11 protein-coding genes and 1 pseudogene are annotated in these 11,648 nt (G+C 67.3%); 7 read left to right on the forward strand and 5 right to left on the reverse strand.

What is annotated here, in order from left to right; translation table 11 throughout:
- Positions 1–2 precede the first annotated feature (2 nt).
- Positions 3–794, reverse strand: coding sequence for a hydroxypyruvate isomerase family protein (locus TMO_RS07940; protein ID WP_014745096.1), 792 nt, complete (start codon positions 792–794; stop codon positions 3–5).
- A gap of 115 nt (positions 795–909) precedes the next feature.
- Between TMO_RS07940 and TMO_RS07945 the strand changes: the two genes are divergently transcribed.
- Together TMO_RS07945 and TMO_RS07950 are read left to right on the forward strand one after the other, a co-directional pair.
- Entirely contained in the window at positions 910–1,542 is a 633-nt protein-coding gene (locus tag TMO_RS07945) for a SprT-like domain-containing protein (RefSeq protein ID WP_014745097.1), read from the forward strand.
- Between the two features lie 408 nt (positions 1,543–1,950).
- Entirely contained in the window at positions 1,951–3,087 is a 1,137-nt protein-coding gene (locus TMO_RS07950; protein WP_041605705.1) for a type III PLP-dependent enzyme, read from the forward strand.
- A gap of 107 nt (positions 3,088–3,194) precedes the next feature.
- Here TMO_RS07950 and TMO_RS07955 read toward each other — a convergent pair whose 3' ends face one another.
- Positions 3,195–3,896 carry a haloacid dehalogenase type II gene (locus tag TMO_RS07955; protein WP_014745099.1) on the reverse strand — a complete coding sequence of 234 codons (702 nt, stop codon included), beginning with the start codon at positions 3,894–3,896 and terminating at the stop codon, positions 3,195–3,197.
- 96 nt (positions 3,897–3,992) lie between these two features.
- Positions 3,993–6,131 carry a lytic transglycosylase domain-containing protein gene (locus TMO_RS07960; RefSeq protein ID WP_014745100.1) on the reverse strand — a complete coding sequence of 713 codons (2,139 nt, stop codon included), beginning with the start codon at positions 6,129–6,131 and terminating at the stop codon, positions 3,993–3,995.
- Between the two features lie 384 nt (positions 6,132–6,515).
- Between TMO_RS07960 and dapA the strand changes: the two genes are divergently transcribed.
- The 3 genes from dapA to TMO_RS07975 are packed head-to-tail and all read left to right on the forward strand — an operon-like array spanning position 6,516 to position 8,671.
- Positions 6,516–7,427, forward strand: coding sequence for a 4-hydroxy-tetrahydrodipicolinate synthase (dapA, locus tag TMO_RS07965; protein ID WP_014745101.1), 912 nt, complete (start codon positions 6,516–6,518; stop codon positions 7,425–7,427).
- Positions 7,428–7,482: 55 nt separating this feature from the next.
- Positions 7,483–7,959: an SsrA-binding protein SmpB gene (gene smpB, locus TMO_RS07970; protein ID WP_014745102.1), complete on the forward strand. Its 477-nt coding sequence runs from the start codon at positions 7,483–7,485 to the stop codon at positions 7,957–7,959.
- A gap of 4 nt (positions 7,960–7,963) precedes the next feature.
- A complete protein-coding gene (locus tag TMO_RS07975; RefSeq protein WP_014745103.1) occupies positions 7,964–8,671 on the forward strand; it encodes a sulfite oxidase-like oxidoreductase in 708 nt (235 codons plus the stop codon).
- Here the strand turns inward: TMO_RS07975 and TMO_RS07980 are convergent.
- On the reverse strand, positions 8,662–9,381 hold the full coding sequence (locus TMO_RS07980) for a uracil-DNA glycosylase (protein WP_014745104.1): 720 nt from the start codon (positions 9,379–9,381) through the stop codon (positions 8,662–8,664). The genes TMO_RS07975 and TMO_RS07980 overlap by 10 nt on opposite strands.
- Positions 9,382–9,802: 421 nt before the next feature.
- Positions 9,803–10,342 (reverse strand): annotated as a pseudogene (locus TMO_RS32100) (NYN domain-containing protein); the annotation flags it as partial.
- Between the two features lie 135 nt (positions 10,343–10,477).
- Between TMO_RS32100 and folK the strand changes: the two are divergent.
- Together folK and rpoZ are read left to right on the forward strand one after the other, a co-directional pair.
- On the forward strand, positions 10,478–11,089 hold the full coding sequence (gene folK, locus TMO_RS07990) for a 2-amino-4-hydroxy-6-hydroxymethyldihydropteridine diphosphokinase (protein WP_228382281.1): 612 nt from the start codon (positions 10,478–10,480) through the stop codon (positions 11,087–11,089).
- Between the two features lie 106 nt (positions 11,090–11,195).
- The gene (gene rpoZ, locus TMO_RS07995; RefSeq protein WP_014745107.1) at positions 11,196–11,597 is read left to right on the forward strand and encodes a DNA-directed RNA polymerase subunit omega; all 402 of its coding nucleotides are present in this window, start codon (positions 11,196–11,198) and stop codon (positions 11,595–11,597) included.
- The last annotated feature ends 51 nt before the right edge of the window (positions 11,598–11,648 follow it).

The raw sequence follows: 11,648 nt of genomic DNA on the forward strand, positions 1-11,648 counted from the left end.
GATCAGCCGGGCCCGCGGATACCCCAGGGGGCGGCCCAGCCCAGGCCGTCCTCCGTCCGGCCGCGGGGCCGGTATTCAAGCCCCACCCATCCGTCATAACCGAGTGTGTCGAGCCGGTCGAGCAGATGTGCCGGGGCGATCTCTCCCTGATCGGGCTCTGCACGGTCGGGCACGCCTGCGATCTGGACATGGCCGATCAGCGGCAGCTGGGCGTCCAGGCGCCGGGTCAGGTCACCGCGGGTGATCTGGGTGTGATAGAGGTCGAACTGGAGCTTCAGTGACGGATGGTTGATCTCGCGCACGATGGCGGCCGCCTCGTCCGGGTCGGCCAGAAAATAGCCGGGCATGTCGCGCGGATTGATCGCCTCGATCGTGGCGACGATGCCGGCTGCGGCGGCGGTCTCGGCGGCCTCGTGCAGGTTGCGCTTATAGCTCGCGCGCGCGTATGCGAGATCGGCGCCGGTTTCCGGGATGCCGGCCAGGACATGCAGGCGTCGGGCACCTACGGCAACGGCACGCTCCACGCTTTCGATCAGCGCCCGGCGAAAGCGATCCTCGTGCCCGGGCAGGGCCGCACAGCCGCGACCACCCGCCGCCCAGTCGTCGACGGCGATGTTGATCAGGGCGGCCTCGAGCCCGGCGGCGTCGAGCGCGGCCCTGAGCGTCGGGGCGGGCAGGCGGTCGGCAAACAGCATTTCGATGCCCGAGAAACCGCAGGCCGCAGCCGCATCGAAGCGTGCCTCCAGCGGGCGATCGGTGAACAGAAAGTCGAGATTGGCGGCAAGGCGGGGCATGGGGCAGGGCGGCTCCGTGGCAACGGCATCGAGGGCGGGAGATATGCGCCGGGGCTTGCCAAGCGGCCCGGCCGGGCCCAGTCTGGCACCCGGCCGCAATCTTCGTCGAGCCCGGATGACGTCGCTTCCTTTTGATCCCGCCCCGCCCGCAGCCGATCCCGTCGACGCCGTCACGGGGCCGGTGCCCAATCATCCGCTGGATCATCGGCTGAAGACGCTGGGCACGGTCGCGGCGCTGGCCACCCGCTGGCGGCTGCTGGGACGGCTGAATGGTGCCGGGAAGGCGGTGCGGGGGCTTGCAGCCTGCCTTGGGGCCGAGGTCACCATCGGCCGCCGGATGCGTACCCGCGCCGGCAGTGCCTGGCCGGGACGGCGGCTGATCATGCTGCATCCCGATCTGCTGAAGCCGGGGCACGAGACCGACCGCGACCAGACCTTTCTCCACGAATGCGCCCATCTGATCGCCGATCTGGAGCATGGCCGGTCCTGCGGCCATGATGCGCGCTGGCGCGCGGTGATGCTGGCGATCGGCGAAGTGCCCGCAACCACGCACCGGATCGACTATCTTTCCGCCTCGGCCCAGGCGCGGGTGATCTGGCGCTGCGTCTCCTGTGGGCGCGAGCACGCCTTCGTCCGCCGGCCGCGCCGACCCGTCGCCCGCTGTCATTGCCGGGCCTGCGGCCCCGATCGCGGACGGCTGGAGGAGCTGGTGCCTCTGCGCGACGACGGTGCGACCGCGAAGACATGAGCTTCCGCCACGGGGACTGTCATATTTCTGGGCGCCGCTGAACGGCTGCTGGCGAGGCCTTTGGTTTTGCCCCGAGGGGGGCCAATTCCGCATGCGCCCCCTGGAGGGCCAAAATAGCGCGTTGGGGTGATTTCCGTAGCTTGCATCGGACGTGGGGGCGGGGTCCTGAATCGGCCGTTCAGGGGGCATTCGGGGTCCCGAATTTTTCTGCAGAAAAATCCCATTTTTCTCTTTTCCTGCCCGTGGGTTGCCCGTATAAACCGCCTCCACCGACGTACCCCCCCGAAATGACGGGCCGACATGGCGCCCGTCCGCTACGTGACCAGGGACGACGGCAGCGGAATGGGAACAACCTGAGCGTCCCGGTCCATGCCGGGCCGCCGCCGGTTTGTAGGGGATCAGCCAATGATGACTCCGAAGATCGAGCGCTTTCTCGCCGGCCGACGAGAATACGACAGCAATCCTTGTGTGGTTGTCGATCTCGACGTGATCGCCGAGAAGTATCGGGAGATCAGCGAGCAGATGCCGCTCGTGCGGGTGTTTTACGCCGTGAAGGCGAACCCGGCTCCTGAAATCCTGTCCATGCTGGTCGAGCTCGGCTCGTGCTTCGATACCGCCAGCTTGCAGGAAATCGAGATGGTGCTCGCCGCCGGTGCGAGCCCGGATCGGATTTCCTTCGGGAACACGATCAAGAAGGAACGGGACATCGCCCGCGCCTATCAGTTGGGTGTGCGCCTGTTCGCCTTCGACAGTGCCTGCGAACTGCAGAAGATCGCCCGCTCGGCCCCCGGGTCGAAGGTGTTCTGCCGGATCCTGGTCGATTGCCAGGCCGCCGACTGGCCGCTGTCGAAGAAGTTCGGCTGTGCGCCCGAGATGGCGCTGGAGCTGCTGACCGACGCCGCTTCGGCGGGGCTGGATGCCTATGGCATCTCGTTCCATGTCGGCTCGCAGCAGACCGACCCCGAGCAGTGGGATCGGGCCATCAGCCAGGCAGCGGCGATCTTCCGCGACCTGGGGGAGCGGGGCGTGTCGGCGCGCATGGTGAACCTGGGCGGTGGCCTGCCGGCGCGCTACCAGGACGAGGTGGCCCCGATGGCCGCCTATGCGCTGGCGATCTCGCAGGCGATGACCCGTCATTTCGGCAATCAGCTGCCCGAGATGATCATCGAGCCGGGCCGCGGCCTGGTCGGTGACGCTGGCGTGCTGGAAGCCGAGGTGATCCTGATCGCCGAAAAGAGCTTCGACGACCCGGTGCGCTGGGTCTATCTGGATGTCGGCAAGTTCAATGGTCTGGCCGAGACCATGGACGAGGCGATCAAGTACCGCCTGCGCACCGAACGCGACGGCAGCGAGACCGGCCGGGTGATCCTGGCAGGCCCCACCTGCGACAGCGTCGACGTGCTGTACGAGAAGGCGGGCTACGAGCTGCCGCATGCCCTGCAGGTGGGGGACAAGATCACCTTCCTGTCCTGCGGCGCCTATACGACCACTTATGCCACGACGGGCTTCAACGGCTTTCCGCCGATCCAGGCCTACTATATCTGATCCGTGCAGGGTCAGCCGGGGTGCCGCGGCACCCCGGTGCAGACGTGAAAACGCCGGCAGGGCAGGCCCCTGCCGGCGTTTTCGTCGTGTGCGGATATATGCGGCCTTCAGGCCTTGCCAAGCAGGGCCGGCAGCTGCGACAGGCCGCCCAGCACCGCCTTGGGCGCACCCGGCAGGCCGTCGGCCGGCAGGTCGCCGCGGTTGATCCAGACCGCGCTGTAGCCGAAATGGGCGGCACCGGCGATGTCCCAGCCATTGCTCGAGACGAAGGCGATCTCGTGGGGCGCCATGCCCAGCGCCTCGGGGCCGAGGGCATAGACCTCTCGCGCCGGCTTGAAGGCGCCGACGCTTTCCACCGACAGCACCTGAGAGAAATGGCCGGTAAGGCCGGCGGTGGCCAGCACCGCCGACAGCATCACCGGCGTGCCGTTGGACAGAATGCCGAGCGGCATGCCGGCGGCTGAAAGCGCCTCGATCACCGGACGGGTGTCGGGGAAGGGCGGCAGGGCCAGATAGGCCTCCATCAGCTTCGCGCGCAGAACCTTGTCATTCAGCCCGACCGAGGCCATTGCATAGTCCAGCGCCTGGCCGGTGATGGTCCAGAAATCGACATGCTCTCCCATCACCGTGCGCAGCCAGGTGTATTCCAGCTGCTTGCGACGCCAGGTATCGCTGAGCGCGCGCTCCACTGCCGGATCCCCGACGCGGATCAGCCGCGAGCTGACCGGGGCATGGACGTCGAACAGCGTCCCGTAGACGTCGAACAGACAGGCGCGGATGCCTGTCAGCGGTTCAGCCATGGTGGACATGCCGTCTCTTACCCCTCCAACAAATGACGTGCCAGGGATCTGGCGTTCCGGAACCCGGCCGTCAATATGCCGGATAGGCGAAGTCTGGTCTGTCCGTCACTCCCGCAGGCGGCTGCGATCGAGCATGGCGGCATCGAAGGTGCCGGCGGCCGTGCCGAGAGCCAGTGTCGGCACGAGGCCCGGATCCGGCCGCCCCAGGCGGTGGCGATAGACCGTCAGCGCTTCCATCACCCGCTGCACATAGTTGCGGGTCTCGCCATACGAAATCTTTTCGATCCAGTCGATGACGTCGATGGAGGGATCGCGAGGGTCGCCGAAGCGGGCGATCCATTCGTCGACCTTGGCGGGGCCGGCGTTATAGGCCGCAACCGCCAATACCAGATTGCCGTTGAAGCGATCGATCATCTGGCCCAGATAGGCGCGGCCCAGGGTCATGTTGTAGAGCGGGTCGGTCAGTCGCTCGGGCTGATAGGCCACCGCAATCTTGCCGGCGGTGGTGCGGGCGGTGCCCGGCATCAGCTGCATCAGCCCGATTGCGCCCGCCGGGCTGACGGCTTCCGGATTGAATTCGCTCTCCTGGCGGGCGATGGCATGGACCAGGGCGAAATCGACCGGATCATCGGGGCGCGGATCGCGGCCGACACCGGGCGTGACGCCGGCATCGTCTCCAACGGCCGGATAGCGCAGTTCCACCGCCAGACGATCGTCGATTTCGGCAAAGCGCTTGGCGAAGCGCAGCGCCAGATCCGGGCGGCCCAGGGCGCGCACCGCCTCGATATAGGCGTGCTGCTCGTCGGGCTTGGCCAGGCTGTCGGCCAGGGCATAGGCGAAGGTCGACAGCAGCCGGCTGTCGTCGGTGCGGGCGATCAGCGCCACCATCACCGCCAGCGGCCGGCCGGTGATGGCGGCGAAGGCCTCTTCCGGCGCCCGCGCCTCGTTGGGGGCGGCAAAGCTTGCGAGCGTGGTCGGCAGATCGATGCGCTCGGCGGCCAGCTGGCCGTAAAAGGTGGTGCGGTCGCGCGCCGCTTCCATCAGCCAGTCCTGAGCGGCCTGGGCATCGCCCAGCGCGCCCGCGGCGCGCCCGGCCCAATAGGCGGCGCGTGCCCGGCTGATCGGCCGGCTGACCCGTTCGTACATGGCGATGAAGTGCCGCAGCGCCGCATCCGGGCGGTCGAGGAAGCGGAGCGCGATCCAACCCGCCAGCCATTCGGCTTCGGAGAAGCCCGAGGGATCGGATTGCTCATGCGAGGCAACCAGGTCATAGGCCTTGGCGACATCGCCGCGCTCCAGCAGCATCCGGGTCACGATATGGCGCTCGCGCCACCAGTCATCGGGAGCCAGATCGACGGCCCCCGCCTTGGTTGCCGCCGTGATCAGGGCTGCGGCATGATCCAGGTCTTCGGCCCGACGCGCCGCGCGCGCCTGAGAGAAGGTCAGGCCCGGATCCGCGCGCAGTGCGGGCGGCAGGGCCGCGATCAGCGCATCCGCCTTGCGGCTGCCGGCATTCAGCGCCAGGCGTGCCTCGGCAAGCGCCCGGGCATCGGCGTCGACCAGCGGCATCACCATCCGGGCGGCGCCTTCCTGGCCGCGCCAGAGCATGATGTCCAGCCGCCGGCGGTGATCGGCGGGGCCCAGAAGCCCGGCGGCGGAGACGAGCAGGGCGCTCTGCTGGCGTTGGCTCATCACCATCCGGTCCCAGACATCCCGGGCGACCTGGCCGGCCTCGGCATCGCGACCCAGCCGCCGCAGCGCATCGATCAGCCGCACCGCCCCTTCTGCGGTGCGCGGCTTGTCGGTGCCGAACCAACCGACCACCTGCTCCGGCGTCCAGGTGTCGGGCAGCACCGTTTCGGCGCGGGCCATCAGCCGCGAAACCCGCGGCCATTCGGGATGGGCGGCGGCAAAGCGTTCCAGCCGGTCGTAGACCGCTGGCGTGCGGCTGTCCTGAAGCTCTGCCCAGTCGATGTAATCGTCCAGCGGACGCAGCTTCAGCCCGGCGGCAAGGCCGCGTGCATCGTCGTAGCGGCCGTCATCGACCGCCGCAAAGACCGACCGCACCGTCGACATGTCACGCACGGGCGGGACCAGGGCGATGGTCGCGGCACGTGATGCCGTCGCGGCGGCCGGGGCCGCCACGGGCTGGGCCGACCAGGCGATGGCGGGCGCGGCGAGCGCCAGGGCCAGCGCGGTGCCGGCGACGAGATGACGAAGGGGGCGGAGCTGAGCGGAGGGCATCGGAAAGCTTGTCCTCGTGGCCGGGGCGACGGCCTTGACTGCGGGAGGCGGTATCGCACGACACCGGGCCGGACCGGCCGCGAAACAGTGTATCATGGCCCCCGGGGCGGGCAAGGGCGGGGGCCGGGTGCCGACCTGGCCGCAGATTGAAAGGAATTCGGGCAGATCCGGCTGCCGCACGCCTTGTCGAAGCCTGCCGGCGGGGCTATGTTGCGCGGACCTGCCGATGACCCGTCACAACCCGCGGGTCACGGCCGGCCCCGAACGCCCGGCTGCGCGCGCCCGGAACAAGCCGGAGCCGCCATCGACCGGGATCTTGACCCCGCATAAGGCCAGTCTCCGCCCAATCAGGCTTGACGCCTTCCGCTTCGAGGACGGACCCCCATGAACGCCGAACGCTTCCACGGCTCTATCGTCGCCACGCTGACCCCGTTCAAGGACGGCAAGGTCGACGAGAAAGCCTATGCGTCGTTCGTGGACTGGCTGATCCGCGAAGGCAGCGACGGCCTTGTGCCCTGCGGCACCACCGGCGAATCGCCCACCCTGTCGCATGACGAGCATATGCGGGTCACCGAGATCTGCATCGAGGCCGCAGCCGGCCGGGTGCCGGTCATCGCGGGTGCCGGCTCGAACTCCACCCATGAAGCTCAGAAGCTGGCGATCCATGCGGAGAAGGCCGGCGCCGATGCGCTGCTGGTGGTGACGCCCTATTACAACAAGCCGACCCAGGCCGGCCTCTATGCCCATTTCAAGGCGGTGGCCGAAAGCACCTCGCTGCCGATCTTCATCTACAACATCCCTGGCCGTTCTGTGATCGACATGACCGTCGACACCATGGCCCGGCTTGCCGAACTGCCGAATATCCGCGGCGTGAAGGATGCGACCGCCGATCTGGTTCGGCCGCTGGCGGTGCGCCAGACCATCGGCACCGAGTTCGTTCAGCTGTCGGGAGAGGACGGCACGGCGCTGGCCTTTCTGGCCAATGGCGGCCATGGCTGCATCTCGGTGACCGCCAATATCGCGCCCAGGCTCTGCGCCGAGATGCAGGCGGCCTGGCGGGCGGGCGATGCCAGGACCGCGCTTGAGATTCACGAGCGGCTGATGCCGCTGCATCGTGCGCTGTTCACCGAGACCAGCCCGTCGCCGGTGAAGTATGTCGCGGCGAAGCTGGGGCTCTGCGAAGCCGAGATCCGTCTGCCGCTGGTGCCGGTGACGCCCGGCACCGAGCGTGTGCTCGACGCCGCCATCGCCCGTACCGGCCTGGAGCCGGTCGGCCCGTCGCGCATCGGCAACTGAGCCGGCGCGACGCCCGAGGCCCGACATCCAAGGGGCCTGAAGCCCGAGGAATCCCATGGCCCGCAAAAGCGGCTTGATCAGTCACGGCGACGTCGCCGTCAATCGCAAGGCACGCTTCGACTATTTCATCGAGGATACGGTCGAGGCGGGTCTTGTGCTGACCGGCACCGAGGTGAAGAGCCTGCGCGGTGGCAAGTGCAACATCGCGGAAAGCTATGCTTCGGTGGAAAGCAACGAAGCCTGGCTGATCAACGCCAACATCCCCGAATACGGCGGCGGTAACCGCTTCAATCACGAACCCCGCCGCAAGCGCAAACTCCTTCTGCACCGCAAGGAGATCAACCGGCTCTTCGGTCTGATCAAGCGGGAGGGGGTTACCATCGTGCCGCTGGTGCTCTATTTCAACGACAAGGGCATGGCCAAGCTGAAGCTGGGCCTGGCCAAGGGCAAGAAGCTGCACGACAAGCGCGCGACCGAGCGTGACCGCGACTGGGACCGCCAGAAGGGCCGGCTGATGCGCGAGAAGGGGTAAGGTCATGGCCAGTGACGACCGCAAGACCGGTGGAGACCGCACGACCGGCGACGAGGATGGCCTGCTTGGCCAGGTTCGTCGCAAGCTGATCGATACCAAGCGGAAATGGGCGGCGGAAGGCCGCGGGCTGAGCGGTCGCACCGGGCCCCGGCCCGAGGCCGAACGCCTGCCTGCCGGCCAGCGGCTCGTCACCAACTTCCCGGTTCTCGACCTGGGGATCCAGCCCGAGATCCGGCCGGGCGACTGGGAGCTGACGGTCGCAGGTGCGGTCGAGAACCCGGTCACCTTGCGCTGGGCCGATTTTCAGGCCCTGCCGCAGGTGCGGATGCGGTCCGACATTCATTGCGTCACGACCTGGTCGCGCTATGACAACGACTGGGACGGCGTGTCGGCCTTTGCCCTGATGGATCTGGTGCAGCCCAAGCCCGAAGCGCGGTTCGTGCTGCTTCATTCCTATGACGGCTACACCACCAATCTCGACCTCGACGGCTTCGCGGATGACGATGTTCTGCTCGCCCATGCCTGGCAGGGTGAGCCGCTGACCCGCGAGCATGGCGGGCCGGTGCGCCTTGTCGTGCCCAAGCGCTATTTCTGGAAGAGTGCCAAGTGGATCCGCCGGATCGAGTTCTCCGAGACCGATCAGCCGGGCTTCTGGGAGGTCCGCGGCTATCACAATTACGCCGATCCGTTCGAGGAAGAACGCTATTCCTGAACAAGACCTTCCGCGGCAGGCAGGCGGCGGCGGATTTTCGCCAGGACGGCGTCGAACATCTCGGCCGTAAGCCGACCGGTGTTCACGTTATAGCGTGAACAATGGAAACTATCCGCCAGCAGCAGGGGCCGTGTCACGGGAGACGCGGCCTTTTTTCCGGACGGTGCCGGTGCCAGCGCGTGCATCGCGCCATGGCTGAAGGGGTGATCGGCCAGCCGCCTGCCCAGGGTCCGCAGCACGGCATCATGGGCGATGCGGCCCAGTGCCAGGATGACCTGCAGCCCGGTCATCGCCCCGATTTCAGACACCAGGAACGGCCGGCAGGTATTTGCCTCGGCAGGCGTCGGCTTGTTCTCGGGCGGCACGCAGCGCACCGCATTGGTGATCCGGCAGTCGACCGGCTCCAGACCGTCATCGGGCCTGCGGTCGAACCGGCCGCGGATGAAGCCGTGGTCGATCAGGGTGGGGTACAACAGGTCGCCGGCGTAATCGCCGGTGAAGGGGCGCCCCGTGCGGTTGGCGCCCCGCAGCCCCGGCGCCAGGCCCACGACCAGCAGGCGTGCCGACAGCGGGCCGAAAGCCGGCACCGGCCCGTTGTGCCAATCCGGTTCGCTGACCTGCCGTTCGGCCCGCCAGGCGGCGAGGCGGGGGCAGAGCGGGCAGTCCGGATCCGGAACCATAAGCAGGGGGGCGGCAACGGCTGGCGGCATGGGGGCATCCATTAGTAAGACGGCGGCGACGTTACGATGGCCATGAACGACGACGCCACCCGGCGGATCTCCGCGCGGGTGGCGTGACATCGTTGACCGGGACGACGTCCAGGATCAGAGGCCGGCGTTCACAGATGGATCAGCTCTTGCGACGCGGCGGCGTGCGCGGCTTCACCGGTGCCGGCGCGGGCGCGGGCTTCGCAGGTGCCGGGGCCGGCTCGTCCTCTTCGTCCTCGTCTTCGTAATCCTCGTCGTCCTCGTAGTCGTCATCATCCTCGTAGTCGTCGTCGTCCTCGTAATCCTCGTCGTCCTCCAGATCCTCGTCCTCGGGTTCCGGCTCGGAGGCGGGCAGGGGCACGTCTTCCATCAGCTTCCGGCGACGTTCACCGCGCTGACGGCCGGCCTCGGCCTCGGCGCGCGAGCGGGCGATCACCGGCTCCAGATCCTTGAGGTCGAGGAAGACGTCGGCCTGGCGGCGCAGTTCGTCGGCAACCATCGGCGGCTGGGTGCGGATGGTCCCGACCACGGTCACGCGCACGCCGCGGCGCTGGATCGCCTCGACCAGACGGCGGAAATCGCCATCGCCCGAGAAGATCACGATGTGATCCACATGATCGGCCATTTCCATGGCATCGACCGTCAGCTCGACATCCATGTCACCGCGGACCCGGCGTCGGCCGGTGGCGTCGGTGAATTCCTTCGCCGGCTTGGTGACCATGGTGTAGCCGTTATAATCCAACCAGTCGACCAGCGGCCGGATCGGCGAGTAGTCCTGCTCGTCCAGCAGGGCGGTGTAGTAGAAGGCACGCACCACGTAAGCGCGTGACCGGAAGTAATCCAGCAGCCGGCGATAGTCGATGTCGAAGCTGAGGCTGCGGGCGGCGCCGTAAAGGTTGGCACCGTCGATGAACAGCGCAACACGCTCGCCTTCGTGGAAAATACTGTCGATGGACCGTGGCATGAGTATATCTTTCCCCAGAATTCGCCTATGGGTCGTCGTCAGGAGAGGCCGGTTGGGTCGCGTATCGGATCATCCGCCGGCGCGACGTACTTAATCCCTCATGGCCCCAGATTACAAGACGGAACACGTCCGATCATGATGGAATTGCGTAAAGACACGATATTTATCGCAGTTGGCGCCAATCTCCCCGATGCCGAAGGTAGAATGCCGCGCGCTGCTTGTCAGGCTGCGGTGGTGCAACTTGGGAAGATGGGCTTCGATGTGATCGGCGTGTCGCGCTGGTACGAGAGTCCGCCGCTGCCGGACAATGGCGGACCGTGGTATGTAAACGGTGTCGTGCATGCCGAAACGGTGCTTGAGCCGGTCGAGGCCCTGGAGCGGTTGCATGCGATCGAAGCGGCATTCGGCAGGGTGCGTCGCCAGCGTTGGGAGTCGCGGCCGCTGGATCTGGATATTATAGACCATGGCGGCGTGGTCCGTCGCCCTCGGATCGCGCCGGTGCCCATCGTGCCGGGCGCCCCGGTTCAGACCAGGGGCGGAGCGCCGGACCCGGAACTGCCGCATCCACGGCTGCATGAACGCGCCTTCGTTCTGCTGCCGCTTGCCGATGTGGCGCCGGGCTGGCGTCATCCGACCCTGGACCGATCGGTGGAAGAGTTGATTGCCGCGTTGCCTGCAGGGCAGATCATCCGTCCCTGCATGGAGGAAGCCCCGGATTCCGGCGGCGAGGCTTTGACTTCCGCATAGTCGTGTCATAGTGTTCCGCGCCCGACGCGGGAGTACGGCCTTGCGGTCGCTTCTCCGTCGTCATACCTTTTTTGAGCGACTCTAAAAGTCATCGGAGCAACCAGCCATGGCCCGCGTCACCGTCGAAGATTGCGTCCGTCTTGTCCCCAACCGGTTCGATCTGGTGCTGATGGCCGCCCAGCGTGCCCGCGAGATCTCGTCGGGTGCGGCACTGACCGTCGACCGCGACAACGATAAGAACCCCGTCGTCGCCCTGCGCGAGATTGCCGACGAGACCATTGATCTCGATACCGTCTCGCGGCAGCTGGTGCAGACCCATCAGCGCGTTCCCGAGGTCGACGAGCCGGACGAGGACATCCTTGATGCCATCGGCGAGGTCGCCTCGATCGCCAGCCGTCAGTTGGCCGAGGACGAACTGTCGGGCGGTGGTTCGCTGTCGGTGTCGGATGACGAGGGCGATGGCTTCGGCGCCCCGCGGTTCGAGGATGCCGACCCCGAAGACGATTGATTCGTCCGGGGTATCTGCGTCGCAACCCAGCAGCGGCCGGACCGGCCGGCC

It is taken from the genome of Tistrella mobilis KA081020-065, from assembly GCF_000264455.2.
Classification (GTDB): Bacteria; Pseudomonadota; Alphaproteobacteria; order Tistrellales; family Tistrellaceae; genus Tistrella; species Tistrella mobilis.